The 26,322-nt window shown below is 68.2% G+C and carries 26 protein-coding genes; 14 read left to right on the top strand and 12 right to left on the bottom strand.

Features of this window, described 5'->3' with window-relative positions; all coding sequences use genetic code 11:
• Nucleotides 1–127: 127 nt before the first annotated feature.
• From C8N38_RS12130 to paaG, 5 genes are all read right to left on the bottom strand, one after another.
• Entirely contained in the window at nucleotides 128–376 is a 249-nt protein-coding gene (locus C8N38_RS12130; RefSeq protein ID WP_146176266.1) for a hypothetical protein, read from the bottom strand.
• 587 nt (nucleotides 377–963) lie between these two features.
• Entirely contained in the window at nucleotides 964–1,560 is a 597-nt protein-coding gene (locus tag C8N38_RS12125; protein ID WP_108027440.1) for a TetR/AcrR family transcriptional regulator, read from the bottom strand.
• A gap of 52 nt (nucleotides 1,561–1,612) precedes the next feature.
• Nucleotides 1,613–2,923 carry a phenylacetate--CoA ligase PaaK gene (gene paaK / locus C8N38_RS12120; RefSeq protein WP_108027439.1) on the bottom strand — a complete coding sequence of 437 codons (1,311 nt, stop codon included), beginning with the start codon at nucleotides 2,921–2,923 and terminating at the stop codon, nucleotides 1,613–1,615.
• Nucleotides 2,924–2,947: 24 nt separating this feature from the next.
• A complete protein-coding gene (paaI, locus tag C8N38_RS12115) occupies nucleotides 2,948–3,382 on the bottom strand; it encodes a hydroxyphenylacetyl-CoA thioesterase PaaI (protein WP_108027438.1) in 435 nt (144 codons plus the stop codon).
• Between the two features lie 28 nt (nucleotides 3,383–3,410).
• The gene (paaG, locus tag C8N38_RS12110; RefSeq protein WP_108027437.1) at nucleotides 3,411–4,205 is read right to left on the bottom strand and encodes a 2-(1,2-epoxy-1,2-dihydrophenyl)acetyl-CoA isomerase PaaG; all 795 of its coding nucleotides are present in this window, start codon (nucleotides 4,203–4,205) and stop codon (nucleotides 3,411–3,413) included.
• Nucleotides 4,206–4,419: 214 nt separating this feature from the next.
• Between paaG and C8N38_RS12105 the strand changes: the two genes are divergently transcribed.
• The 6 genes from C8N38_RS12105 to C8N38_RS12080 all read left to right on the top strand — a co-directional run bounded on the left by C8N38_RS12105 (nucleotide 4,420) and on the right by C8N38_RS12080 (nucleotide 10,926).
• Nucleotides 4,420–5,562, top strand: a complete 1,143-nt coding sequence (locus C8N38_RS12105; RefSeq protein WP_108027504.1) for an ABC transporter substrate-binding protein — start codon at nucleotides 4,420–4,422, stop codon at nucleotides 5,560–5,562.
• A 112-nt stretch (nucleotides 5,563–5,674) separates the two neighbouring features.
• Entirely contained in the window at nucleotides 5,675–6,547 is an 873-nt protein-coding gene (locus C8N38_RS12100) for a branched-chain amino acid ABC transporter permease (RefSeq protein ID WP_108027436.1), read from the top strand.
• 5 nt (nucleotides 6,548–6,552) lie between these two features.
• Nucleotides 6,553–7,509 carry a branched-chain amino acid ABC transporter permease gene (locus tag C8N38_RS12095; protein ID WP_108027435.1) on the top strand — a complete coding sequence of 319 codons (957 nt, stop codon included), beginning with the start codon at nucleotides 6,553–6,555 and terminating at the stop codon, nucleotides 7,507–7,509.
• A complete protein-coding gene (locus C8N38_RS12090) occupies nucleotides 7,506–8,297 on the top strand; it encodes an ABC transporter ATP-binding protein (RefSeq protein ID WP_108027434.1) in 792 nt (263 codons plus the stop codon). Before C8N38_RS12095 ends, C8N38_RS12090 begins: the two co-directional genes overlap by 4 nt.
• Nucleotides 8,284–8,985, top strand: coding sequence for an ABC transporter ATP-binding protein (locus C8N38_RS12085; RefSeq protein ID WP_108027433.1), 702 nt, complete (start codon nucleotides 8,284–8,286; stop codon nucleotides 8,983–8,985). The genes C8N38_RS12090 and C8N38_RS12085 overlap by 14 nt, the downstream gene beginning before the upstream one ends.
• Before the next feature lie 6 nt (nucleotides 8,986–8,991).
• Entirely contained in the window at nucleotides 8,992–10,926 is a 1,935-nt protein-coding gene (locus C8N38_RS12080) for a 3-hydroxyacyl-CoA dehydrogenase NAD-binding domain-containing protein (protein ID WP_108027432.1), read from the top strand.
• A 6-nt stretch (nucleotides 10,927–10,932) separates the two neighbouring features.
• Here C8N38_RS12080 and C8N38_RS12075 read toward each other — a convergent pair whose 3' ends face one another.
• The 7 genes from C8N38_RS12075 to C8N38_RS12045 all read right to left on the bottom strand — a co-directional run bounded on the left by C8N38_RS12075 (nucleotide 10,933) and on the right by C8N38_RS12045 (nucleotide 18,027).
• On the bottom strand, nucleotides 10,933–11,463 hold the full coding sequence (locus C8N38_RS12075) for a 2-oxoacid:acceptor oxidoreductase family protein (protein WP_108027431.1): 531 nt from the start codon (nucleotides 11,461–11,463) through the stop codon (nucleotides 10,933–10,935).
• Nucleotides 11,464–11,466: 3 nt separating this feature from the next.
• Nucleotides 11,467–12,315 carry a thiamine pyrophosphate-dependent enzyme gene (locus C8N38_RS12070; protein ID WP_108027430.1) on the bottom strand — a complete coding sequence of 283 codons (849 nt, stop codon included), beginning with the start codon at nucleotides 12,313–12,315 and terminating at the stop codon, nucleotides 11,467–11,469.
• A complete protein-coding gene (locus C8N38_RS12065) occupies nucleotides 12,312–13,487 on the bottom strand; it encodes a 2-oxoacid:acceptor oxidoreductase subunit alpha (protein ID WP_108027429.1) in 1,176 nt (391 codons plus the stop codon). Before C8N38_RS12065 ends, C8N38_RS12070 begins: the two co-directional genes overlap by 4 nt.
• Nucleotides 13,484–14,374, bottom strand: a complete 891-nt coding sequence (locus C8N38_RS12060) for a 2-oxoacid:acceptor oxidoreductase family protein (RefSeq protein ID WP_108027428.1) — start codon at nucleotides 14,372–14,374, stop codon at nucleotides 13,484–13,486. The genes C8N38_RS12065 and C8N38_RS12060 overlap by 4 nt, the downstream gene beginning before the upstream one ends.
• A 3-nt stretch (nucleotides 14,375–14,377) precedes the next feature.
• The gene (gene iorA / locus C8N38_RS12055) at nucleotides 14,378–16,204 is read right to left on the bottom strand and encodes an indolepyruvate ferredoxin oxidoreductase subunit alpha (protein WP_108027427.1); all 1,827 of its coding nucleotides are present in this window, start codon (nucleotides 16,202–16,204) and stop codon (nucleotides 14,378–14,380) included.
• A gap of 226 nt (nucleotides 16,205–16,430) precedes the next feature.
• Nucleotides 16,431–17,102 carry a GntR family transcriptional regulator gene (locus tag C8N38_RS12050; RefSeq protein WP_108027426.1) on the bottom strand — a complete coding sequence of 224 codons (672 nt, stop codon included), beginning with the start codon at nucleotides 17,100–17,102 and terminating at the stop codon, nucleotides 16,431–16,433.
• A gap of 22 nt (nucleotides 17,103–17,124) precedes the next feature.
• Nucleotides 17,125–18,027: a hydroxymethylglutaryl-CoA lyase gene (locus tag C8N38_RS12045; RefSeq protein ID WP_108027425.1), complete on the bottom strand. Its 903-nt coding sequence runs from the start codon at nucleotides 18,025–18,027 to the stop codon at nucleotides 17,125–17,127.
• Nucleotides 18,028–18,142: 115 nt separating this feature from the next.
• Here C8N38_RS12045 and C8N38_RS12040 point away from each other — a divergent pair, with 115 nt between their 5' ends.
• The 8 genes from C8N38_RS12040 to C8N38_RS12005 all read left to right on the top strand — a co-directional run bounded on the left by C8N38_RS12040 (nucleotide 18,143) and on the right by C8N38_RS12005 (nucleotide 26,254).
• Complete coding sequence (locus tag C8N38_RS12040) at nucleotides 18,143–19,360, top strand: CaiB/BaiF CoA transferase family protein (RefSeq protein WP_108027424.1); 1,218 nt, start codon at nucleotides 18,143–18,145, stop codon at nucleotides 19,358–19,360.
• A 111-nt stretch (nucleotides 19,361–19,471) separates the two neighbouring features.
• A complete protein-coding gene (locus C8N38_RS12035) occupies nucleotides 19,472–20,470 on the top strand; it encodes a TRAP transporter substrate-binding protein (RefSeq protein ID WP_108027423.1) in 999 nt (332 codons plus the stop codon).
• An 87-nt stretch (nucleotides 20,471–20,557) separates the two neighbouring features.
• A complete protein-coding gene (locus C8N38_RS12030; protein WP_245895712.1) occupies nucleotides 20,558–21,085 on the top strand; it encodes a TRAP transporter small permease in 528 nt (175 codons plus the stop codon).
• Nucleotides 21,082–22,353, top strand: coding sequence for a TRAP transporter large permease (locus C8N38_RS12025; protein ID WP_108027421.1), 1,272 nt, complete (start codon nucleotides 21,082–21,084; stop codon nucleotides 22,351–22,353). The genes C8N38_RS12030 and C8N38_RS12025 overlap by 4 nt, the downstream gene beginning before the upstream one ends.
• Before the next feature lie 40 nt (nucleotides 22,354–22,393).
• The gene (locus tag C8N38_RS12020; RefSeq protein ID WP_108027420.1) at nucleotides 22,394–23,689 is read left to right on the top strand and encodes a TRAP transporter large permease; all 1,296 of its coding nucleotides are present in this window, start codon (nucleotides 22,394–22,396) and stop codon (nucleotides 23,687–23,689) included.
• A gap of 40 nt (nucleotides 23,690–23,729) precedes the next feature.
• A complete protein-coding gene (locus C8N38_RS12015; protein ID WP_108027419.1) occupies nucleotides 23,730–24,764 on the top strand; it encodes a TRAP transporter substrate-binding protein in 1,035 nt (344 codons plus the stop codon).
• 14 nt (nucleotides 24,765–24,778) lie between these two features.
• Nucleotides 24,779–25,270, top strand: coding sequence for a TRAP transporter small permease (locus C8N38_RS12010; protein ID WP_215731134.1), 492 nt, complete (start codon nucleotides 24,779–24,781; stop codon nucleotides 25,268–25,270).
• A 297-nt stretch (nucleotides 25,271–25,567) separates the two neighbouring features.
• Nucleotides 25,568–26,254, top strand: a complete 687-nt coding sequence (locus C8N38_RS12005) for a hypothetical protein (protein ID WP_108027418.1) — start codon at nucleotides 25,568–25,570, stop codon at nucleotides 26,252–26,254.
• Nucleotides 26,255–26,322: the final 68 nt, after the last annotated feature.

Raw genomic sequence — 26,322 nt, 5'->3', positions numbered from 1 at the left:
GTCTCGTGGTTCGCCAGGGGCGCCGGTCAGGCGCGCCCGCCGGGCGAGAAGGCCGACCGCGCCCGCCGGCAGCCAGCCCGACGCCGGAAGGCGCACGGGCGAGGGCGTGCCGCGACCGGACCCGGTCTCACCCGGTCTCATGGGACAGGAACCCGACCGCCTTGTGGTTCGAGTTCAGGTTGATCTGCGTCGCCCTGTAATCGACGGTCCCTGCGATCGGGTCGGCCTCGCTGGCGTAATCGAACAGGAAGAATTCCCGGCCCGCGCTCTCGTTGACGCGGGATGCGACAAGCATCTGGTATGTGGTGTAAGCCTGCGCGGTGCCGCTGCAAAGCAGCGCCACGAGGGCCGGAGGCAAAGCAAGAGGTGATCTCATGACTTCTCTCCGAAATGAGGTATGATTCTACGCGCCAGCACTCCAATCCGCGCAAAACACCATGGATAACGATTGGCGTATCGACCATCTGCGCCTGCGATGCGCTTTTCACGCGCCGGTTTCAGTCCCGGTCCCGCTCGCAGTCCCGGCCCCGGGCGCATTCGCGAGATGGAATTCGGCCCCCCTTTCCCGAGGTCCGATCATGGCGCCGGGCGCGGCTGGAGCGTGGACGCGCGGCGTGCTGACGATCGGGAGGCGGCCATCTGCCCCGGCCGCGATGCCGGGCCGGCGAAGGACCGCCGGACGCCGCCCGGCTGTCGCGACATCTCGCGCCCGCAGCGTGGATCGGGCGGCGTGGACCGTCAGCACGGTCCCGCACCCACTTCAGGATTGCGTCCTGCCTGAAAACCCGCGGGGAAAAGGGACCGCCTTCAGGCGAGGTCCGCAGCCATGCGCGTCTTTCCCGCAGGTCCGGAGAGGGTCGACCCGAAAGATGTCGACCCGAAAGATCCGGCGCGCCTCGGGGCCGCCGGAGCGTCAGGCCGCGCCGCGCCCCGTCTTAGGCCCGGCCCCGGCCCGCGATCGGATCAGTCGAGGTTCCCGAGACCGCCCAGCATCAATCTGGTGGCGAGATCGGCATAGTCGTCGCGGCTGATCGGGCCGCCTTCCTTGAACCACATGTAGACCCAGTTCATCATCCCGAAGAGCGACATCGTCACCGGCATCAGCATCGTGCCCGGGCCTTTCAACTCGGGCCGGATCTCGGTCAGCACCGACGAAAAGCGGCGTACGATCCGGCGTTCGATCTCGGTCAGACACACGCGCTGGTCGGGCGACAGCGCGGCGGCGGCGTTCAGCTGCACCTTGTGCTGATCGTCCGCGCCCCGGTATTTTTCCAGCACCGTGCGCACCAGCAGGCGCAGCCGGTCCTCGGGGGCTGCGTCCGGTCTGTCGGCCTCGGCCAGTGCATCGTCAAGCTCGGTCAGGTGGGTTTCGATGATCGAGAAGATCAGCGCGTCCTTGCTGGGGTAGTAGTGATACAGCAAGGACTTCGAGACCCCGGCCTCGGCCGCGATCTGGGCCATCGAGGCCTTTTCCATGCCCTGTTCGGCAAAGACGCGCGCCGCGTCCAGAAGGAGGTTGCGCTGTTTCCGTTCGAAATCCTCGGCCCGTGTCCGTGCCATTCGCTCCTGCTTTCTCAAGTTCGGGGGCGGGGTCCGGCCCCGCCCGTCCTGCCTAGTCCTTCGGCCGGCGGTCGACGACGCGCCGGGCCTTGCCTGACGAGCGCTCGACGCCTTCGGGGTCGTGCACCTCGATCCGGGTGCTGACCCCTATCACCGACTTGATGTGATGGGCCAGTTCGTCGGCCGAAGCGCGCCGGGCCTCGGCGGCGCCGTGGCTGGCATGGCATTCGACATGAACGGTCATCGCGTCCATGCGGCCCTGCCGGGTCAGCTCGATCTGGAAATGCGGCGCGAGCCCGGAGCATTTCAGGATCTGTTCCTCGATCTGGGTCGGGAAGACGTTGACGCCCCGCAGGATGATCATGTCGTCGCTGCGTCCGGTGATCTTCTCCATCCGCCGCATCGACCGCACCGAGCCCGGCAGCAGCCGGGTCAGATCGCGGGTGCGGTAGCGCACCATCGGCAAGCCTTCCTTGGTCAGCGTGGTGAAGACCAGCTCGCCCATCTCGCCATCGGGCAGCACGGCGCCGGTCTCGGGGTCGATGATCTCGGGGTAGAAGTGATCCTCCCAGATATGCAGCCCATCCTTCGATTCCACGCATTCGCAGGCGACGCCCGGCCCCATCACCTCGGACAGGCCGTAGATGTCGACCGCATGCATGTCGAAGGCCTCTTCGATCTCGCGGCGCATGGCGTTGGTCCAGGGCTCGGCGCCGAAGATGCCGACCTTGAGCGAGCTGGCACGCGGGTCGATCCCCTGGCGGCGGAACTCGTCGAGGATCGACAGCATGTAGGAGGGCGTGACCAGGATGATCGAGGGGCGGAAGTCCTGGATCAGCGTGACCTGGCGTTCGGTCATGCCGCCCGACATCGGCACCACGGTACAGCCCAGCCGCTCGGCGCCGTAATGCGCGCCGAGCCCACCGGTGAAAAGCCCGTAGCCATAGGCGACATGGGCGATGTCGCCCTTGCGCCCGCCCGAGGCGCGGATCGACCGGGCCATCAGGTCGGCCCAGACGTCGATATCGTGCTGGGTATAGCCGACGACCGTGGGCTTGCCGGTGGTGCCCGACGAGGCATGGATGCGCACCAGGTTTTCGCGCGGGGTGGCGAACATGCCGAACGGATAGCTGTCGCGCAGGTCGGACTTGGTCGTGAACGGGAAGCGGGCCAGATCGGCGAGGCAGTGCAGCTCTTCGGGATGCACGCCATGATTGTCGAAGCGTTTGCGGTAGAAGGCGGAATTCTCGTAGGCGTGCTTTAGCGTCCGCTTCATGCGATGGAACTGAAGCGCTTCGATCTCGTCGCGCGAGGCGGTCTCGATCGGATCGAGGATGTCCTTCGTCGGGGTCAGATCGGTCATTGGGTCCTCCCTTTCGGCCCAGGTCTAGGCATCTGACCGGGGCAGCAGATGGCCCCGGATCGTGCGCGAGTTTCCGCGGAATTCTGCGATGGCGGTTCCGTCCTGATTGGTGATGCGCACATCGTAGAGGCCCGACCGCCCGCTGCGCGACAGCTCGCGCGCGGTGGCGGTCAGCCGGTCGCCGACATGGCCGGGCGCCAGATAGGTGACGGCGCAATGCTGGGCCACGGTCACCGCGTCATAGCTGTTGCAGGCATAGGCGAAGGCGGTGTCGGCCAGGGTGAAGATGTAGCCGCCATGGGCGATGCCATGGCCATTGGTCATCGCCTCGGTCAGGGTCATCGACAGCGTCGCCTGCCCGGGCGCGATGTGGTCCAGCCGCATGTCGAGCCGCCGGGCCGCGCTGTCGTCGTTCCACATCGCGGCGGCGCAGGCCTCGGCCAGCTCCTGCGGGGTCATTTCAGGTTTCATTTCGGGGGCCTCCAACCTACTGGCCCCGGAAGACGGGCGCGCGTTTCTCCAGGAAGGCGGCGACGCCTTCGGCATAATCGGCGCTTTGCCCGGCGCGGCGCTGGGCGTTGCGTTCCAGATCGAGCTGCGCATCGAAGCTGCCGCCCGAGGCGGCCTGGATCAGCCGCTTGGTCAGCCCGAGCCCCAGCGTCGCGCCCGCGGCCAGCCGTTCGGCCAGCGCGGTCGCCTCGTCCATCAGCGCCTCGTCCTCGACCGCCTTCCAGATCAGCCCCCATTCGGCGGCGGTGTCGGCGGGCAAGGGCTCGGCGGTCATCGCCAGCGCCTTGGCGCGCGGCTCGCCCAGAATCCGGGTCAGCGACCAGCTGCCCCCGGCATCGGGCACCAGCCCGATCTTCGAGAAGGCCTGGATGAATCTCGCCGAGCGCGCGGCCAGCACGATGTCGCAGGCCAGCGCGATATTCGCCCCGGCCCCGGCGGCGACCCCGTTCACCGCGCAGATCACCGGCTTTTCGAGGCTGCGCAGACGGCGGAGCGTGGGGTTGTAGAAGGTCTCGAGCGTATGGCCCAGATCGGGCGGCGGCCCACCCCGGCGCGGATCGCGGTCGCCCAGATCCTGCCCCGCCGAAAAGCCGCGCCCGGCCCCGGTCAGCAGCACCGCCCGGACCGCAGCGTCCTCATGCGCGCGGTCCAGCTGCGACCGGAGCGCCCTATGCATGTCCTCGTTGAAGGCGTTAAGCTTCTCTGGCCGGTTCAGCACCAGCCGAAGCACACCCCGGTCCAGCGTCGCCAGAACGCTGTGCGAGTCTGCCATCTCTCTCCTCCCGTCTTCCTCAAAATCTTCTTGCATAAACCGTCCGGTCGGTCAATAATATCCGTCAGGAGGATCGGGGGAAAGATCGGCACGGCCGTGTGGGAAGGATGGCGTTGGCCGTGGCATGGCCCGCGCGCATCGGCCCTTGGTGCGACGCGATTTCGTTCCGCCGGGAGCGCAAGACCAAAAAGATCTGATCTGGGAGGACAGGACCTTGAAGACCCTCACGACGACAGCCCTGGCGCTGATCGCCGCGCTTGGCGTGGCCGGCCCGGGCCTTGCCGAGATCCGGCTGGGCGCAAGCCTGTCGGCCACCGGCCCCGCCTCGTTTCTGGGCGATCCCGAGGCCAAGACGCTGGAAATGATGGTCGAGGCGCGGAATGCCGCGGGCGGCATTGATGGCGAGCCGGTCGAGCTGGTGCTGTATGACGATGGCGGCGATCCGAACAAGGCGCTGACCTTCGCAACCCGGCTGGTCGAGGATGACGAGGTGGTGGCGATCATCGGCGGTTCGACCACCGGCACGACCATGTCGATCCTGTCGGTTGCCGAGGATAACGAGATCCCCTTCGTGTCGTTGGCGGGTGCGGTCAGCATCATCGATCCGGTGCGACCCTTCGTCTTCAAGACCCCCCATACCGACCGCATGGCCTGCGAGAAGATCTTCACCGACATGGCGGCGCGCGGCATCGAGAAGATCGGCATGATTTCGGGCACGGACGGGTTCGGGGCCTCGATGCAGGCCCAGTGCAAGGACGTGGTGGGCCAGTTCGGCATCGAGATCGTCGCCGATGAGACCTACGGGCCGAAGGACGCCGACATGACGCCCCAGCTGACCAAGATCCGGGGCACCGAGGGCGTGCAGGCGGTGCTGAACCCGGGCTTCGGCCAGGGCCCGGCCATCGTCACCCGCAACTACCATCAGCTTGGCATCGACCTGCCCTTCTACCAGTCGCACGGGGTGGCCTCGGACGCCTTCATCGAGCTTGCGGGCGCCGACGCGGCCGAGGGGCTGCGGCTGCCGGGCACCGCGCTGCTGATCGCGGGCCAGCTGGCCGAGGACGATCCGCAGCGCGCCGTGGTGCAGGCCTACAAGGCCGAGTTCGAGGCCGCCTATGGCATGGAGGTCTCGACCTTCGGCGGCTATGCCCATGACGCCTTCGCGCTGGTGATCGATGCCATCTCGCGGGCGGGCGGCACCGATCCGGCCGCGATCCGAGACGCGCTCGAGGCGACCTCGGGGCTGGTCGGCACCACCGGCACCTACAGCTTCAGCGCCGACGACCATCTGGGGCTGGACCTGTCGGCCTTCCGCCTGCTCGAGATTCGGGACGGCGGCTGGGTGCCCGTGGACTGAGATCCCGTCGACTGAGATCCGGTCGGTCGAGATCCTTTCGACCGAGGCCCCCCCGGGCGGCGCCGGGATCGCGCCGCCCCCTTCCCCGAACGCCCGAGGCACGGAGACGTCCATGGACGCGCTGATGCAGTTTGTCTTTTCCGGGGTGACGGTCGGCGCGGTCTATGCGCTGGTCGCTCTCGGCTTCACCATCATCTACAACGCCTCCGACGTGGTGAACTTCGCCCAGGGCGAATTCGTCATGCTGGGGGGCATGATCACCGTCTTCGCGCATCTGGCCGGGCTGCCGCTGCCGCTGGCGGCGCTGGGGGCGATCCTGGCAACCGCGGCGCTGGGGGTCGCGCTGAACCGGCTGGCCATCGAGCCCGCGCGCGGCGCGCCGGTGGTGTCGGTCATCATCATCACCATCGGCGCCTCGATCCTGATCCGGGGCGCGGCCCAACTGATCTTCGACAAGCAGTTGCACGGGCTGCCGGCCTTTTCGGGCGACGATCCGATCCGGGTCATGGGCGCGACAATCCTGCCGCAAAGCCTCTGGGTGATCGGCGGGGCGCTGGCGGTCTTCGTCGGGCTCTGGGCCTTCTTCACCCGCACGCTGACCGGCAAGGCGGTGCTGGCGACCTCGAACAACCGGACGGCGGCGCAACTTGTGGGCATCAATACCGGCTGGGTGATGACGCTGGCCTTCGGGCTGTCGGCCGCGATCGGCGCGCTGGCAGGCGTTCTCGTCACCCCGATCACGCTGGTCAGCTACGATGTGGGCGTCGGCCTTGCGCTGAAGGGCTTCGCCGCTGCGATGCTGGGCGGCATGGGCAATCCCAAGGGGGCGCTGGCGGGCGGGCTGCTGCTGGGGCTCTTCGAGGCGCTGACGGCGGGCTATGTCAGTTCGCAATACAAGGAGGCGGTGGCCTTCGTGGTCATCCTCGGCGTCCTGTTCGCCATGCCGCAGGGCCTTTTCGGCCGCGCCGGGACCGAGAGGGTGTGACCGGCATGCGCCTTTCCGCGAAATGGACCCAGCTTCTGATCCTCTTCCTGTTGATCGCGCTTTTGCCGCTGTTCTTTCCCTCGGGCTACTACTTCCGGGTGGGCGCGCTGATCTTCGTCAACGGGCTGGCGGTGATCGGCATCGTGATCCTGACGGGCTATGCCGGGCAGATCAGCCTCGGCCATGCCGGGTTCGCCGGGATCGGCGCCTATGCCTCGGCACTGGCGCCGGGGCATCTGGGGCTGCATCCGCTGCTGGCGGTGGTCCTCGGCGCCCTCGTCTCGGCCGCGGTGGCCTGGCTCGTGGGCCGCCCGATCCTCAGGCTCAAGGGCTATTATCTGGCCGTGGCAAGCCTCGGCTTCGGCATCCTGGTCGCCATGGTCCTCAGCAACGAACGCGCCTTGACGGGCGGGCCCGACGGCATGCCGGTGCCCGATCCGGGGCTGCGCGATCTCCTGAAGGATCTGGGGCTGAAGCTGACCGGGGGCGAGTTCTGGTACTGGTGCTGCGGGCTGTGCCTGCTGATCGGCGCCTGGGCCGCGCTGAACCTGCAGGCCAGCCCGACCGGCCGGGCGCTCCGCGCGCTGCACGGGTCCGAGGTGGCGGCGCGGACGGTTGGCATCGACGTCGCGCGGCTGAAGCTGCAGGCCTTCACCATTTCGGCGGTCTATGCCTCGGTCGCGGGCTCTCTGCTGGCGATGCAGAACCGGTTCATCACGCCCGATGTGGCGGGCTTCATGCATTCGATCGAGATGGTCACCATGGCGGTGCTGGGCGGCGTCGGCTCGGTCATCGGCGCGATCTTCGGCGCGGTGATCCTGACGCTGCTGCCGCAGGTGCTGACGGTCTTTGCCGACTACGAACAGATGGTGCTGGGCGCGGTGATGATCCTTGTCATGATCTTCCTGCCCGAGGGGCTGATCCCGTCGCTGGCGCGCAAGCTGAGGGGGAGGGGCGAATGAGCCTTCTGTCGGTCGAGGGGCTGGGCATCGCGTTCGGCGGCGTGCGCGCCGTCCATGATGTGGGCCTCACTGTCGCGCCGGGCGAGATCGTGTCGATCATCGGGCCGAACGGGGCGGGCAAGACCACGCTGTTCAACATGATCTCGGGCGTCTATCTGCCCGGCGCGGGAAGGGTGCGGCTTGACGGCGAGGACGTGACCGGCATGGCGCCGCATCTTCTGGCCCGCCGTGGTCTTTCGCGCACCTTCCAGAACCTGCAGATCTTTCCGGCGATGAGCGTGCTGGAAAACGCCGCGACCGGGTTTCATCTGCGCGAACGCGGGGCCTTGCTGGCCGACCTGCTGGCGCTGCCGGGCGCGCGCCGCCGGTCGGCAGAGGCGCTTGCGGGCGCGCGCGATCTGCTGGCCCGGGTCGGGCTCGACCGCGCAGCCGATCGCGAGGCGGGCGAGCTGTCCTATGGTGCGCTCAAGCGGCTGGAAATCGCCCGCGCGCTGGCCACTGCGCCGCGGCTCTTGTTGCTGGACGAACCCGCCGCCGGGTGCAACGCGGTCGAGACCGAGGAAATCGACCGCCTGATCGCCGGGATGGCACAATCGGGCATCGCCATCCTGCTGGTCGAGCATGACATGAAGCTGGTGATGCGTATCTCGACCCATATCGTGGTCCTCGATCATGGCGAGAAGATCGCCGAGGGCGACCCGGCTACGGTCAGCCGTCACCCCGATGTGATCGCCGCCTATCTGGGCGCGCCCGTCGCAGTCGAGGGGGCCGCCCATGCTGACGGTTGAGAACCTGCGCGCGCGCTATGGCCGGATCGAGGTGCTGCATGGCATCGACCTGACCGTGAATTCGGGCGAGATCGTCACCGTCGTCGGCGCCAATGGCGCGGGTAAGACCACCCTTCTGCGCTGTCTGTCGGGCATCCAGCCGATCACCGATGGCCGCGTCGTCTTTCGCGGCGAGACCTATGTGACCACGCCCCCGCACAAGCGGCTGCGCCACGGGCTGGCGCATTCGCCCGAGGGGCGGCAGATCTTCACCAATCTCTCGGTCGAGGAAAACCTGCGGCTTGGCGCCTTTCTTTACGACGACGACCGCGTGGCCCGCGACATGGACGAGGCCTTCGCCCTGTTCCCGGTGCTGCGCGAGAAACGCAACCTGGCCGCCGGTGGGCTGTCGGGCGGGCAACAGCAGATGCTGGCCATCGCCCGCGCGCTGATGGGGCGCCCCGCCTGCCTGCTGCTTGACGAGCCCTCGATGGGTCTGGCGCCGCTGCTGGTGCAGCAGATCTTCGACGTGGTCACCGGGCTCAAGGCGCTGGGGGTGACCGTGCTGCTGGTCGAACAGAATGCCTTCGGGGCGTTGAAGGTCGCCGACCGGGGCTATGTGATGGAAACCGGGCGGATCGCGATGGAGGGGCCGGCCGAGGCGCTGATCGCCGATCCGCGCATCCGCGAAGCCTATCTGGGGATCTGATCCGACATGTCCGCACTGACCATCGACCGCGAGGGCGAAATTGCCGTCGCGACCCTCGACAACCCGCCCGTCAACGCGATCTCGGCCGAGGTGCGCCGCGCGCTTTGGGAGGCGGTCGAGACGTTTGACGCCGACCCCGAGATTCGCGCCGTGGTGCTGGTCTGCGCCGGGCGCAGCTTCATCGCCGGGGCCGATGTCAAGGAATTCGGCCTGCCGCCGGTCGCGCCGCACCTGCCCGATCTGGTCGCCCGGATCGAGGCCGCCGCCAAGCCCTGGACCGCCGCCATTCACGGCGCGGCGCTGGGGGGCGGGCTGGAAATCGCCCTTGGCTGCCGGTTCCGGTTGATCGATGCCGAGGCGCGGGTGGGTTTCCCCGAGGTCGGTCTGGGCGTCATTCCGGGCGCCTCGGGCACGGTGCGCACGCCCCGCCTCGCGGGCGTCGAGGCTGCGGTCGAGATGGTCACCTCGGGCAAACCCGTGCCCGCGCCCGAGGCTCTGCGGCTGGGGCTGGTCGATGCGATGGTCACGGGCGATCTGCGCGGCGCGGCGGTTTCTTACGCCGCCTCGATGATCGGCGGGCCGCTGCCCGAGCCGGTCTCGGCTCGCCCGGTCGAGACCCGGCCCGACAGCTACTGGGCCGAAAGCCGCGCGCGGCTGGAAAAATCGGGCGAGACGGCACCGCTTCGGGCGCTCGAGGCGGTGCGCAAGGCGACCGAACTGCCCTTCGACGAGGCGATGGCTTTCGAGCGCGCCACGTTCCTCGCGCTGCGCGACAGTCCCGAGGCGGCGGCGTTGCGCCATGTCTTCTTTGCCGAACGCGCGGCGCTTCGTCCTGCCGCGCTGAAGGGTGTCGCGCCGCGCGGTATCGGCTCGGTCGGGGTGGTCGGTGGCGGGACCATGGGGGCGGGCATCGCCGCGGCCTTCCGCATGGCGGGGATGCCGGTGACGCTGATCGAGCGCGACGCCGGTGCCGCCGCCCGCGCCCATGCCGCCGTTTCGCGTATCTTCGAGGGCGCGGCCGCGCGCGGCAAGCTGACCGGGGCCGAGGCCGGGGCGTTGTCGGACGGGCTGGTCTGCACCGATGACCATGCGGCGCTGGGCCATGTCGATCTGGCTATCGAGGCGGTTTTCGAGGATCTGGCGGTCAAGCGGGCGGTCTTTGACGACCTGGCCCGGGTCTGCCGCCCCGACGCGATCCTGGCCACCAATACCTCCTATCTCGACCCGCGCTGTCTCGCCGAGGGGATGCCCGCGCCCGAGCGCCTGATCGGACTGCATTTCTTCAGCCCGGCCCATGTGATGAAGCTGCTGGAGATTGTGCCGCTGCCCGGCACCGCGCCCGAGGTTCTGGCGACGGCCTTCGACCTGGCGCGGCGGCTTGGCAAGATGCCGGTCCGGGCCGGGATCTGCGAGGGCTTCATCGGCAACCGCATCTTGAAACGCTATCGCGCGGCGGCCGAGGATCTGCTGGCCGAGGGCGTGCCGGTGGCGGGGGTCGATGCCGCGATGCGCGGCTTCGGCTTCCGGATGGGGCCGTTCGAGGCGCAGGATCTGGGCGGGCTCGACATCGCCTTCCTGCAACGCGAGGCGGCCCGTGCCGAGGGCCGGGATGTGCCCGAAACGCTGGCCGACATCCTCGTCCGCGCCGGGCGCAAGGGCCAGAAGACCGGGGGCGGCTGGTACGACTATCCCGAGGGCGGCCGCAGGCCGGTCGCCTCGGACGCGGTCGCGCGGCTTCTGGCGGACCGGATCGCCGGGGGCGAGGTGCCCGCGCCCGAAGCGATTGCCGAGAGGCTGGTCGGCGCCATGGCCGACGAGGGTGCGGCGATCCTGTCCGAAGGCATCGCCGAGACCGCGGCCCAGATCGACCTGGTCGAGATCCACGGCTATGGCTTTCCCCGCGCGAAGGGCGGGCCGATGCACTGGACCGGCCGGGGCTGAGCGCCCTCAGGCCGGTTCGGTCTCGCCCATCGCCAGTCCCGCCGCGAAAGCCTCGCGATTCAGCCGCTCGAACCGGGCAGGGGTCTGGGCGACGATTGCGGCCAGCAGCTGCTCGGGCGGGCAGATGGACGCCTGCGCGGTCAGCGCGCCGAGCGCGACGATATTCGTCACGCGGGGGTTGCCGAGGGTGCGCGCGGTTTCGGTGAAGGGCAGGCAGAGCGTGCGGAACGGACCCCGGGGCGGCGTCGTCACGCGCTCGGCGTCGCACAGGACCAGCGAGGCCGGGGTCAGAAGCCCGGTCGAGACCGTGGCCGCCGCCTCGTCGAGGATCAGCAGCACATCGAGCCGTCGGGCCAGCGGGTAATCGGCCTCGCCCTCGCCGATCACCAGATCGGAGCGCGACAGCCCCCCGCGCGAGACGGGCTCGTAGGCGTTCGACTGCGCGACGGTCAGCCCGGCCTCGGTCAGCGCCGCGGCAAGGATGCGCGCCGACAGCAAGAGCCCCTGCCCGCCGCTGCCGCTGAAACGGATCTCCATCGCTCAGTGCTCCTCGTTCCGGATACGGGCGGCCATGGCGCGCCAGGCGGCGCCGTATTCGGGCCGGTCGGTCCGGGTCAGGACGCCGGTCCGCAGCGCGTTCGGCCGGAACGGCACATCGACCGTGTTGCGATAGGCATAGGGTCGCATCGCGCTTTTCTTGGCCAGCATCATCTCGGGCGAGGCGCCAAGATCGTTCTTGCGGCCATAGATCTCGGTGCAGTCCGACAGCACCTCGACGAAGGAAAAGCCCTCATGCGCGATGGCCTGTCCCAGCAGCGTCTTCAGGGCCAGCACCTGCGCCGTCACCTCGCGCCCGACAAAGCTGGCCCCGGCCGCGGCGGCCAGCGCGCAGGCGTCGAAATTGGGCTCGGTATTGCCCTCGGGCGTCGTGGTGGTGAACCGCCCCTCGGCCGTCATCGGCGAGACCTGTCCGCCGGTCATGCCGTAGATCTCGTTGTTCAGCATCACGCAGGTGATGTCGAGATTGCGGCGGCAGGCATGGATCAGATGGTTGCCGCCGATGGCCAGACAGTCGCCGTCGCCGGTGATGACGATGACATGCAGGTCGGGCCGCGCAAGCTTGAGCCCGGTGGCGAAGGTCAGCGGCCGGCCATGGGTGGTGTGGAAGGTGTTGGCGTCGATATAGGCGGACAAGCGCCCCGAACAGCCGATGCCCGAGACGACCGCCAGCCGGTCCTTCGGGATGCCTTGTTCATGCACCGCCCAGAGCAGCGCCCGCAGTGCGATGCCGTGGCCGCAGCCGGGGCAGAGGAAATGCGGCATCCGGTCCTGCCGCAGGTAGTCGTTGACATCGAAGCTCGCGGCGCTTTCGGTCTTGGTGTCCTTCATTTCAGCGCCTCCCGCGCCGCCCCGGCGATCTCGTCCGGGGTCAGGGTCTCGCCATCGATGCGGGACAGCCCGGCGACCTCGGCCCGGCCCGCCAGCACCCTCTCGACCTCCAGCACCAGCTGGCCCTGGTTCATCTCGGGCACCAGAACCTTGCGCGTGCCCGCCGCCGCCACCGCCTCGCGCAGCGGCGTCTCGGGGAAGGGCCAGAGCGTGACCGGCCGGAACAGCCCCACCTTCAGCCCCTCGGCGCGCAAATCCTTCACCGCCTGCCGCGCGGCGCGGGCGGAAATGCCGATGGCGACGATCAGCAGATCGGCATCCTCGGTCGCCTGCTCGCGCCAGCTTTCGATCCGGGCGCGGTGCAGGACCAGCTTGTCGGTCGTTCGGGTCAGCGCGGCGGCGGCGACGGCGGGGTTCTGGGTCGGAAAGCCGTCCGGGCCATGGGTCAGGCCGGTGCAATGGCTGCGATAGCCGTCGCCCGGGCGCGGCATCGGCGGCACCAGATCGGCGGTTTCGGCATAGGGCAGGAAGCCCTCGCGCGGGCCGGTGGCGAAGGGCCGGGCGATCCCGGGCGTCTCGGGCACGGCACCCAGATCGACGGTTTCGGTCAGATGGCCGATCACCTCGTCCAGCAGCACCACGACCGGCACCCGCAGGGTTTCAGACAGCTCGACCGCGCGGATCGTCTCGGAATAGGCCTCGCCGACCGAGGCCGGGGCCAGCACGATCACCGCATGGTCGCCATGGGTGCCCCAGCGTGCCTGCAGGATGTCGCCCTGCGCCGGGCGCGTGGGCATCCCGGTCGAGGGCCCGCCCCGCATCACATTGACGATCACGCAGGGGATCTCGGCGCCGCAGGCATAGCCGAGGTTTTCCTGTTTCAGCGAAAACCCCGGACCCGAGGTCGCGGTCATCGCCGTCACGCCCCCCATCGAGGCGCCGATCACCGCGCCCATCGAGGCGATCTCGTCCTCCATCTGGATGAAGGTGCCGCCGACTTTCGGCAGCTCGCGGGCCATGGTCTCGGCCACCTCGGACGAGGGCGTAATCGGATAGCCCGCGAAGAACCGGCATCCGGCGCGGATCGCGCCCAGGGCACAGGCTTCGTTGCCTTCCAGGTTGCGGCGGCCGGTCAGGGCGGGCGGCGCAGCAGCGAGGGACGGGGCGGTCATGACGCGGCCTCCTGAACGGGCGTATTGGTGACGGAAATCGCCATGTCGGGGCACAGCCAGGAACAGAGCTGGCAGCCGGTGCACAGATCGGGCAGCGCCAGTTCGGCCTTGAGCTGGTCGTTCAGCCGCAGGCAGCGTTCGGGGCAGCTTTTCACGCAGATGTCGCAGCCCTTGCACCAGTCGGCGGTGATCTCGACCACGGTCTCGACCTGCGGGTGATGCACCTCGGCGCGGGATTTCTGCAGCCCGCTGGCGGTGACGTCGATCCGCTTGGTCCCGCCCAGCGCCCAGGCCCGGCCCTCGGCGAAGGCCCGGGCGTTGATCTGAACCGATTTGGGCGGGACGGTGGCGGCGATGACCTGCGCCCAGGCCTCTTCGGGGAAATCGAGCGCGGTCGACAGCGCGCCCAGCAACACGGTATTGGCGGCCCGCGCATTGCCCAGATTGGCCGCAAGGCCGGTCGCGTCCATCACATAGCCCGCATGGACCTGGTCGATGATCTCTTCGGGGGTCTGGGGCGCATAGGCGGGCTCGGCCCCGCGCTTGCGGCTGCGGCAGGCGAAGGGCGGCACGATCTTCTGGCAATCGGCGATGAAGGTGCCGGTCTCGGGCTTGAGATGCCGGATCCAGCGCAGGCCCTCGGCCCATTCCAGCGCGACAAGGATGTCGACCTCGCCCTCGGGGATGGTCGGCGACCAGACCTTGGCCCCGAAGCGGACATGGCTGAAGACGCCGCCGCCGCGCTTGGCCATGCCGTGGACCTCGCTTTGCTTCACGTCATGGCCGGCCTCCTGGCACAGCTGGGCCAGCACCTTCGAGACCATGATGACGCCCTGTCCGCCGACGCCGACGATCAGAACGTTTGTCGTCCGGTTGCGCTTGTCCATGGCTCAGACCTGTTCGGCAATGTCGGCGGGCTTGATCGAATGCGAGGCGCAAAGCTGCGCGCACAGACTGCAGCCGATGCAGGCCTCGGGGTCGATCTTCACCTTGTGGCGGCCTTCGTGCCAGCCCTCGGCCCAAGTGATGGCCGGGCAGCCGAGGTTCATGCAGGCCTGGCAGGCGATGCAACTGTCCTGATCGACCGCCATCGCCGGGCCCTTGATCCGCACCGGGTCCAGCACGCAGGGCCGGTCGGAAATCACCACCGACACGCCCTTGTGCGCGACCGCCTCGCGCAACTGCCGCTGCATCGAGGCGGTGTCGTAGCTGTCGACCTTCTGCACCCAGCGCACGCCCAGCGCCTTGACCAGCGCGAAGAAATCGACCCGCGGCGCGGGATCGCCGCGCAGGGTGCGGCCGGTGCCGGGATGGTCCTGCCCGCCGGTCATCGCGGTGATGTGGTTGTCGAGGATGAAGACGGTGATGTCGGCATCGTTGTAGATCGCGTCGATCAGGGGCGGGATGCCCGAATGCAGGAAGGTCGAGTCGCCGATGGTGGCGACGATCGGCCGGGTCTCGGTTCCGGCCTTGGCCATGCCGATCGCATTGGCGATGCTCGACCCCATCGAGACGCAGGTATCCATCGACTTCAGCGGCTCGACCACGGCCAGCGTATAGCAGCCGATATCGCCCGCGACCCGCGCATCGAGCGCGCCCAGCGCCATGAAGCAGGCCACATGCGGGCAACCCGCGCAGAGGACCGGCGGGCGCACCATCGGCGCGAATTCGAAAGGCGCCGCATGGACCCGCGCGGGCATCAGCCCGGCCTTCGCCAGCCCGTCATGGACGATCTCGGGCGAGAATTCGCCCTCGCGCGGGAAGAAGGCCTTGCCGTCGCAGGCGATCCCCATTGCCTTCAACGCGTCCTCGATCAGCGGTTCCAGTTCCTCGACCACGATCACCCGCTCGACGCCTTCGCAGAACTCGCGGATCAGCCGGTCGGGCAGGGGCCAGGTGACGCCGAGCTTCAGCACCGAGACGTCGGGCAGGCATTCCTTCACATAGGTATAGGGGATGCCCGAGGTGATGATGCCGACCCGCGCATCGCCCGGCTCGACCCGGTTCAGGGGGCTGTCCGACAGGGCCTCGCGCAGCCGCGCCTCGCGCGCCAGCACATGGCCGTGGCGCATCCGGGCATGGGCCGGGATCATCACGTTCTTGCGGGGATTGTCCTCGAAGACGCGCGCGGCGGGTGTCTGGCGCGCGCCCAGGGTCACCGCGCTTCGGGTATGCGACAGCCGCGTGGTCGAGCGCACGAAGACCGGACAGTCGTATTCTTCGGACAGGTCGAACGCGGTCCGGGTGAACTCGAGAGCCTCCTGCCCGTCCGAGGGCTCCAGCACCGGCACCTGGGCGAAGCGGGCATAGATCCGGCTGTCCTGCTCGTTCTGCGAAGAATGGATGCCCGGATCGTCGCAGACCGCGACCACCAGCCCGCCATTGACCCCGATATAGGAAAAGGACATCAGCGCATCGGCCGCGACATTCATGCCGACATGCTTCATCGCGGTGAAGGCGCGCGCGCCCGCGAAGGAGGCGCCGATGGCCACGTCCATCGCGGTCTTCTCGTTGGTCGACCACTGGGCGTGGATGTCGGCGGCGGGATAGGCCGCGAGGCTTTCCAGGATCTCGGTCGAGGGCGTGCCGGGATAGGCTGCGGCGACCCTGGCGCCGGCCTCCCAGACGCCGCGGGCGATGGCTTCGTTGCCGGTCATCGGGCGGGACTGTCCCGCGCCAAGAGGCTCGTCGGCACCCTGCCGGAGGGCATGTGTCATTGGCGTCGTCCTGTGTCGCGCGCGGAATTGCACAAAATTGCCCAGCTTCTAGTCTTTGGGCAATTTTCGTACAAAGCGCGGATTGCCGCAGCAGTTTTGGTATGGCAATCCTCGGCGCGGACGACGGCGCGGTCCTTGATCTGGGGCAAGCCGCCCGCGGGCCGCGGGCCGGACGTGATGTCACACGCGGCCCTGCGGCGGTCCCGAAGGCCCAAATCCCGAAGGCTCAGGACCCGAAATTCCGGCGCGCGGCGGCCGTGGCCGCATGCAGATGGGTCTGCATCGCAGCCCCCGCCCAGTCGGCATCGCCCGCGAGGATCGCCTCGGCGATTTCCTTGTGATGCGCGGCCGAGCGCCGGATCGCGGCTTCGTCGTAGCTTTTGAAGGTCAGCGAGACGAGCCCGAGATTGACGACGAGCGACAGCATCGCCTCCAGCCGGGGCGAGCGCGCGGCGGTCAGGATCAGCTGGTGAAAGGCGCGGTTGGCCTCGGTGATGGCCTCGTAATCGGCATCGTTTCGCGGCGGCACATGGGCCTGCATCTGCAGGGCGAGGTCGGCCAGCTGCGCGCGTTCCCCGGCGCTGGCAAAGCCCGCGGCGCGGCGCGCGGCGTAGGATTCAAGCAGCAGGCGCATCGCGAAGATCTGTTCGATCTCGTCCGCGCCCAGTCCCACCACGCGCAGCCCGGGCCCGGCCTCGCGGGTCAGCAGACCCTCGAGGATCAGCCGCTTGACCGCCTCGCGCACCGGGGTGCGCGACATGGCGAGGCTTTCCGCGAATTCGGCCTCGGTGACGCGCTCGTTCTCGGCATAGTGGCCCGAGAAGATCCGCTTGCGGATCGCCCGATAGGCCAGTTCGGCCGCGCCGAGCCGTTCGCCGCCATCCTCTGCCCGTGCCATTCTTCCCCCCGTTTCGTCGCGCTCAGATCCCGGCGGGGGCCGGGAAGCCGCCCGCCTTCATCAGCATCCCCGGAACCGGATGGCCCAGGGCCACCTCGAGCGCCTTCGCCCCTGCTATTGCCCGGTCGAGATCGTATCCGGTTGCAATACCCGAGCGCTCGAACATGTAAACCAGATCCTCGGTCGGCAGGTTGCCGGTCGCGCGCGGCGCGAAGGGGCAGCCGCCGACGCCGCCCAGCGAGGCATCGAAGGACCGCACCCCGGCGCAATACCCGGCCCAGGCATTGGCGAGCCCGGTATTGCGGGTGTTGTGCAGATGCAGCCGGATCGGCAGGTCGGGAAACCGCGCACGCACCGCGCCCACGCGGTCCTCGATGTCGCGGGGGGTGGCCACGCCGATGGTGTCGGCCAGCGTCAGCTCGTCGGGCGCGGCCTCCATCACCTGCTCGAGCACCTCGATCATCCGCGCCACCGGAACCTCCCCCTCGAACGGGCAACCGAAGGCGGCGGCCAGGGTGACATTGGTGCCGACCCGGCCCCGGGTTTCGGCCGCGAGGCGGTGCCAGAGCGCGACGCCCTCGGCGGAGGTCATGCCCTGATTGCGCTGGCTGAACGTGTCGCTGAGCACGATGGCATAATTCACCTCGTCGAGCCCGGCCTCCAGCGCGCGCGCGAAGCCGCGATGGTTCAGCACCAGACCGATATGGCGCAGCCCTTCGCGGGGCAGATCGGCGCACAGGGCCTCGGCATCGGCCATCTGCGGCACCCGCGCGGGATTGACGAAGCTGGTGATCTCGATCCGGGTTGCTCCGGCGTCGATGATCGCGGCCAGCATGCGCTTTTTTGTATCCAGATCAAGAAACGTCTTCTCGTTTTGAATGCCATCTCGCAACGTGACATCCACAATTTCAACGACATCCTTCATTTTCCCCTCCCCGGGCAAGAAATCCGTTGAGACCCTCTTTCAGATTTGTATACATTATTCACAAGGAGAGTCGAGGCATGGCATGCTGCGCCGCGACAAGGGAGAGGGAAGACCAATGCCAAGCGAAGAAACGGCCGCGCGACGCGGGCCGCTGAACGATGTCCGCGTGCTGGAAATGGGGCAGCTTCTGGCGGGGCCGTTCTGCGGGCAGTTGCTGGCCGATTTCGGCGCCGAGGTGATCAAGTGCGAACAGCCGGGCCTCGGCGATCCGCTGCGGGTCTGGGGGCAGGAAAAGCCCTATGGCAAGTCGCTCTGGTGGCCCATCGTGGCACGCAACAAGAAATCGCTGACGCTGAACCTGCGCACCGAAGAGGGCCAGGAGATCGTGCGCGACCTGATCCGCTCGACCGATATCCTGATCGAGAATTTCCGCCCCGGCACGATGGAGCGCTGGAACCTCGGCTATGAGGATCTGAAGAAGATCAATCCGCGGCTGATCATGGTCCGCGTCACCGGCTTTGGCCAGACCGGCCCCTATTCGCGCCGCGCGGGCTATGGCGCCATCGGCGAGGCGATGGGGGGCCTGCGCTATGTGGTGGGCGATCCTTCGACCCCGCCCAGCCGGATGGGGATCTCGATTGGCGACGAACTGGCGGCGGTCTATGCCTGCATGGGCGCGCTGATGGCGCTGCATGCCCGCGAGCGGACCGGCCAGGGCCAGGTCGTCGACAGCGCGATCTACGAGGCGGTGCTGGCGATGATGGAAAGCACCGTCAGCGAATACCATGTCGCGGGCTATGTCCGCGAACGGACCGGCGCGACGCTGCCCAATGTCTCGCCCTCGAACGTGTTCGAGACCCGCGACGGCAAGCTGCTGCTGATCGCGGCCAATCAGGACACGGTGTTCCGCAGGCTCGCTTCGGCGATGGGCCGGCCCGATCTGGCCGAGGACCCGCGCTATGCCACCCATTCGGCGCGCGGCACCCACATGACCGAACTCGACAACCTGATCAACGACTGGACCCGCACGCAGGACCTGAAGCCGCTGGAAGATACCCTGCACGAGAACGGCGTGCCCTGCGGGCTGATCTACAGCGCGGCCGAGATGCTGGACGACCCGCATTTCAAGGCGCGCGAGGCCATCGTCGAGCTGCCGCATCGCGATTTCGGCTCGATCAAGATGCAGAACGTGGCGCCGCGCCTGTCGGACACGCCGGGCGAGATCCGCCATGCCGGACCCGAACTGGGCGAGCATACCGACGACATCCTGCTGAACGATCTGGGGCTGTCGCCCGACCGGCTGGACCGGCTGCGTGCGGAGGGCGTGATCTGACGTTCTGACAGGCTCCCGCGCTCCGGAGGAGGGTCGCGCGGGAGACATTGGGCGGCACCGACCGTCCGTCATTCGCCGGTCGAAACGCTGGCACATTCTGGGAGGATTACCATGAAACCCTATCTTCTGGCCGCCCTGCTGGCGGGAAGCGCGCTGGCGGGCTCGACCGGGCAGGCAGTGGCCGACAAGACCCTGCGCGCGACCGTTCAGGTGTCCGTCGATCACCCGATCGGCGCCAATGTCGTGACCTTCAAGGAGGCGCTCGAAGAGCTTTCGGGCGGCGAGATCAAGGTCGAGATCTACGACAGCGCCCAGCTGTTCAAGGGCAGCGAGGTGCCGAAGGCGGTCGCGAGCGGCGCCATCGACATGGGTGTCGTGCTGGCCGACGAATATTCGGGCACCGTGCCTGCCGCGGGCATCTTCAGCGAGCCGTTCCTGTTTCCGAGCTACGAGGTGCTGGCCAAGGCCGCCGCGCCCGAAAGCCCGGTGCGCCAGACCTTCGACCGGCTGATCGGCGAGACCGGGACCAAGGTGCTGTGGTGGCAGGATTACGGGCCCGTCCAGATCCTGTCGAAGGACCACCCGATCCGCACGCCCGCCGACATGAAGGGCAAGCTGGTGCGCGCGCTCGGCAAGCCCGTGGGCGATTTCATCGAGGCCGTGGGCGGCACACCCGTCGTCATGGGCGGATCGGAACAGTTCATGGCCTATCAGCGCGGCACCGTCGATATCGGCATGAGCGGCACCACCGCCGTCAAGTCGCGCAAGCTCTACGAGGTGATGGACCACGTCACCATGACCAACCATTCGCTGGCCGAGTTCATCGTGGTGATCAACCCCGCGACCTATGACGGGCTCAGCGATCAGGAGCGCGCCTGGGTCGACGAGGCCGCCCATCGGGCCGAGGCCGACCTGCGCGCCAAGACCCGGCAGCAGAACGAGGAGGCCGCGGCCTGGCTGGTCGAGACCGGCAATGCGACGGTGACCGAGCTGACCCCGGAAGAGATCGCGCAATGGCAGAAGGCCTCCGCGCCCGCCATCGACATCTTCATCAAGGATGCAGGCGCCACCGGACAGCAGCTCGTCGACGACATCCGCGCGCTGTACTGATCGCGCTCCGCCATGACCGAAGGCACGCACGCGCCGCCGCCCCGGGGCCCTTCGCGGGTCCCGGAACGCCTGGACGGACCTGCCCTGTTGCGGGCCGTCGACCGGCTGTCTGCCATCGCCGGACGATGCGCCGATCTGGCGCTCGTCGCGATCTGCGCGATGGTCACCTATGAGGCGCTGGCACGCTATGTGCTGCACGCTCCCACGCGCTGGACCTCGGATGTGGCGACCACGCTTTTGCTGTGGCTGACCTTCGTCGCCATGGCGCAAAGCCTGCGGCAGCGGCGGATGATCCGGATCACCGCGCTGATCGGCGGCCGCAGCCCGACCGCGGCCCGGCTGATCGAGCTGTTCTCGCTGGTGGTCATCGGCGGGTTCTCGGCGATGGCGGTCTGGCTCTGCTGGGGCGAGATGCTGGAAAGCATCGCCATGGGGCGGCGCACCGCCAGCATGCTGCAACTGCCGCAATGGATCGTCGAGGCGCCGGTGGTGATCGGCTTCGCGCTGCTGTCGCTGCAGGCCTTCGCCGATGCGGCGCGGCTCTGGCTGCGGCCCGCGCCCGATTTCGGCCATGGCGACGCAGGCGACCTGCCCGGCGAAAGGGATACCGCATGACTCCGGTTCTGATCATCGTCGGGCTGATCGCGCTTTTGCTGACCGGGCTGCCGGTCGCTTTCGGGCTGGCCTCGCTCGGGACGCTGCTGATCGTGCTGAAGGGGCTGCCGCTGGCGCTGATCCCCGCGAACCTCTTTGGCGGTGTCAACGATTTCGTGCTGATCGCGGTGCCGCTGTTCCTGTTCATGTCGAACATCCTGCTGCGAGGCGGGGTCGGGCGCGATCTCTTCGTGGCGCTGCAAAGCTGGGTCGGCCATTTCCCCGGCGGCCTCGGCATCGCGGCGCTGCTGTCCTGCGGGATCTTCGCGGCGATCTCGGGCAGTTCGGTCACGACCGCCGCCACCGTCGGCACCGTCGCCATCCCCGAGATGATCCGGCGTGGCTATGGCACCTCGTTCACGCTGGGCCTGCTGGCCGCGGGCGGGACGCTCGGCATCCTGATCCCGCCTTCGGTGCCGCTGATCGTCTACGGCGTCATCGCCGAGGAAAGCATCGGCAAGCTCTTCCTCGCCGGGATCGGCCCCGGCCTCGCGCTGATCCTCGTCTTCGGCCTCTATGCGGTGGTCGCGGCCACGCTGGGTAACCGGGCCACGCGGGCCGGGAAGGCCAGCTGGCCCGAGCGCCTGAGCGCCAGCCGCCGCGCCCTGCCGACCGCGCTTCTGGCGGTGCTGATGCTGGGCGGGATCTATTCGGGCGCCTTCACGCCGACCGAGGCCTCGGGCATCGGGGCCACGGCCGCGCTGCTGATCACGGTGCTGCAGCGCTCGCTGAGCTGGCAGGATTTCCTGGCCGCGCTGAGGGATTCGGTGATGACGACGTCGGTGATCTTCCTGATCGTCGTCGGCGCCAAGATCTTCGGTCGCGCGATCACGCTTTACCAGATCCCGGCCGAAGTCGCCGAGATGTTCTCGGTCGCGGGCGACAGCCGCTGGGTGTTCCTGCTGATCGTCTCGGCGATCCTGCTGTTCGTCGGGCTCTTCCTCGAAAGCATGTCGATGCTGCTGATCATGGTGCCGGTGCTGTTGCCGACGGTGTTGGGCTTCGGCATCGATCCGGTCTGGTTCGGCGTCTATTTCGTCCTGCTGATCGAGATCGCACTGATCACGCCGCCGGTCGGACTGAACCTCTTTGTCATCCAGGCGATTGCCCGGACCGGGATCGGCACCGTGATCCGGGGCGTCACGCCCTTCGTCCTGCTGATGCTGCTGATCGCGGTGGTGATGTGCGCCCTGCCGGGGCTGGCCCTGCTGATCCCCTACGGGCTGTGATGCGCATGACGACCGACTTCGAACCGAAAGGGACCGCCCGATGATCGAACCCGTCCTCGTGGTGGTCCTGCTGATCGGCCTGATCGGCATGGGCGCGCCGATCTTCCTGGCGCTCGGCGCCAGCGGCCTTCTGGGCCTGTGGATGGCGCGGGGGCCGCTGGCCTTCTTCTTCGCGCCGACCTCGATCTTCGGCCAGCTCAATTCCTTCGAGCTGATCGCGCTGCCGCTGTTCATCCTGATGGGCAACCTGCTGTCGGCGACGCCGGTCGGCACCAACCTCTTCCGCGCCGCGGCGATCTGGCTGTACTGGCTTCGGGGCGGGCTCGCCATCGCCACGGTGGGGGCCTCGGCGCTGTTCGGGGCGGTTTCGGGCGTGTCGGTGGCGGGCGTCGCCGCCGTGGGCTCGATCGCGGTGCCGCAGATGCTGGAACGCGGCTATTCGCGCGGGCTCGCGGCGGGGGCGGTAGTCTCGTCGGGCGCGCTCGCGATGCTGATCCCGCCCTCGGTGCCCTTCATCATCTACGGCGCGGTCTCGGGCGTCTCGGTCGGCGCGCTCTTCGTCGGGGGCATCGTTCCGGGACTGGCGCTGGCCGGGGCGCTGGCGCTTTACATCTACATCCGCGTTCGCCGCCATCCCGACCAGGCGCCCCGCGAAAGCGGCCCGCCGCCCCGCGCGGGCGAGATGCTGCGCGCGCTGGGCGGCATCTGGCATGCGCTGCTGCTGGTGGTGATCGTGCTGGGCGCGATCTACAAGGGCATCGCCACGCCGTCCGAAGCCGCCGCCTTCGGCGCCGCTGGCGCCTTCCTGATCGCGGCGCTGGTGTTCCGCACGCTGAGCTTGCGCAGCTTCGCCCAGATCCTGGCCTCGTCGGTCAAGGTCTCCTGCACGATCCTGCTGATCATCGGCTGCGCCAAGATCTTCGGCGACTACCTCAACCTCGTGCGCGTCCCCGAGATCGTGACCGAACGGCTGACTGCCACCAGCCTCCCCGACTGGGCGATCCTGGTGGTGCTGATGCTGGCCCTCGTGCTGCTGGGCATGCTGGTCGACGCGGTGTCGCTGATCGTGGTGACGACGCCGATCCTTCTGCCGCTGATCCTGGCGCTGGGCTATGACCCGCTCTGGTTCGGCATCATCCTGGTGATGAACCTCGAGATCGCGGTGGTGACCCCGCCGGTCGGGCTGAACCTCTATGCGCTGCGCGGGGTCTGCCCGATGCTCAGCGTCGAAGAGATCGTCCGCGCGGTGCTGCCCTTCGTGGCGGTCCAGTTCGTGATGCTGATGATCTTCGTGCTGTTTCCGGGGCTGAGCCTCTGGCTGCCCGGACTTCTGTGACCCGTTTCATGTCAGGATACCAAAGGGGAGGAACCCAGAGATGACCCAGACGAGACGCACTTTCCTGAAGACCGGCACGGCGCTGATGGGGGCCGGTGCCTTTCTGGGCGCGACCGGCGGACCGGCGCTGGCCGCGACCCGGCTGACCGGCGTCAGCTACCTGCCGCCCAGCTACCGCGCGCTGTCCTTCGGCTCGGCCGGGTTTGTCGAGCGGCTGAACGCAAGCGACGCGGTCGATGTCGACTATTACGACAGCGGCAAGCTGCTGAAGGCCGACGAACAGCTGGCGGCGCTGAGGGCCGGCACCATCGACTTCATGTTCCACACCACAAGCTACATCACCCGCTCGGTGCCGATCTTGGGCATCACCGGCCTGCCAGGCGTGATCGAGGCGCTGTACGAGAACCCCGACCGCCTGAGGAAGGGCAGCCCGCTGTTCGACCTGATCAACGAAGAACTCGCCAGGGAAGACCTCTACATGGTCTCGATGATGGGCAATGTGCTCGAGCCGGAATATCTGTGGTCGAGCGCGGGCGCCCCGATCCGGTCCATCGCCGACGTGAAGGGCAAGAAGGTCCGCGTCGTCAGCTTCGAGGGCACCAAGGTCGTCGAGGGTTTCGGCGGCGCGGCCGTGCGGCTGCCCTCGTCCGAGCTTTACCTCGGGCTGCAGCGCGGCACCGTCGATGCGGCCGTGGCCAATATCTCGACCATCATCGGCCGCTCGCTTCAGGAACAGCTGCACCATGTCTACCGCCTGCCGATCACCGGCTTCGGCATCGGGCTCTTCGTCACGCCGCAGCGCTGGGAAAAGATGGGTGACGAGGTGCGCGCGGCCTTCGAGACCGCGGCCGACTGGTTCGACGCCAATGGCGCGAAGGAGGCCAACGAGGTGATCTACCGCGACGATTACTGGCCCGCCATCGAGGCGGCCGGGATCGAGGTGACCGATCCGACCGGCGAGGATCTCGCCGCGCTCGACGCCGCCGCCGAAGAGGTGCGCGCGGCCTGGATCGCGGATGTCGGCGAAGAGACCGGCCACCGCGCCATTGCGCTGGCCACCGGCCAGGCCGGCTGAGCGGGGAGGGCGCCGTGAGACAGGTCTTCACCCGCATGGTTCAGGGCACCCGGATCGTGGGGCAGCTGGTGCTGGTCTTCATCGTGGTGACGATCTGCTATGACGCGATCCAGCGTTACGCCTTCGCGGCGCCCACCTCCTGGTCGCTGGAGGTCAACACCTTCCTGCTGATCTATGTCGCGGTCATGGTCGCGGCCGATGTCCAGCGCACCGACAACCATATCCGCATCACCTTCTTCGTCGAAAATGCCGCGCCAGCACTCCGCCGCGCGGCACGCGCCGTCGTCGCGATGACCGGCATCGCCTTCGCGGGCATCCTGACCTGGCGCGGCGCGCTGATGGCAGAGCAGGCCTGGGACTATGGCGAACGGGTCTCGTCGAGCTTCGGCACGCCGATGGTCCTGCCTTATGCACTCCTGCCGCTCGGGTTCGGCACGCTGGCGTTGCAGTTCCTGTTCGACCTGATCGACGCTTTTCGGGACGATCCGCCGGATCAGTTGGGGTAACGAAGGCTGCGGCCGCCGTAAAATCCGGCGCCCCGTCGATGCACTGCGGGCCGGGCCCCTGAACCGTCGCGCAAAGGGTGGCGGATGTGGTGGCCGACATACCGGACAACCCGGCACAGGTGGCGGCGCAGCTGCAGCGCATCGCCCTGACCGACGCAGGGGACGATGAGTGTGTCCCGGGCGAGGTTGTCGCGGCGGCGGCTGAATCCCTGCAATTCGACCCCACTTGCGCGGTGCGGGTGTTTTCCGATCTGGTGCCCAACCCCTTCGTGGCGCGGGGGGATCGTCGCGGACCTGGTGAAGGGTCTGGAAGCGCGCGGCTTCGACGCGGCCAAGCTGGGCGCTGCATCCGGCGTGATCATCGACCGGCTGCGGGTGGTCCCGACCAAGGAACACGATGCCCGATCCGAATCACTGTTCCGCGCGGCGGTGAAGGCCGGTGACATTCGATTCCGGCTCCGGCTGGACGGCAACAACTGGCAGATGCCCGACCACATGCTGACCACGCGACCGGCGAAGTTGCCCCACCTGACCGGAGCCGATGGCGGCGCGCTGGCCCGCAGCCTGTTTTTCCCTGTATTCCGAAACGAGTTGAACGGCGAGGAACGGAACGTCGCCGTGCACCAGGATGGGGATGACGCGGTGAAGTGGTGGCACCGGAACGTAGCCAAAGCCAGTCTCAGGATGGCGCTGCAAGGCTGGAAGCGCGGGCGCATATATCCTGACTTCATCTTCGCCACGGGCGGTAACGCAGGCGCTGGGCGGATCGTGGTGCGGGAAACCAGGGGCGACCACCTGCAAAACCCCGACACCGACTACAAGCGGGGCGTTCTGGGCTTCCTCACGCAGAACTTTTTCTGGGATCAGGCAGTGCCCGCAGGGCAGTTGCAGATAGCCATGACCGGCGAGACGGTGGAATGTGCCCTGGTCCTTATGGAAAACATGCCTTCGCTTCTGTCGAAGCTTATCGCAGATCGAAAATAGGCAGCCCGAAGCACTCCGATCAGACCAAGATCAAGCCTTCTTCGGATCTGGGGCCTTGTGTGGGTGGG

The sequence above is a fragment of the Rhodovulum kholense genome, from assembly GCF_003053725.1.
Taxonomy (GTDB): Bacteria; Pseudomonadota; Alphaproteobacteria; order Rhodobacterales; family Rhodobacteraceae; genus Rhodovulum; species Rhodovulum kholense.
The sequence above is the reverse complement of the archived record's forward strand: the minus strand, read 5'-3'. Positions and strand labels throughout refer to the sequence as shown.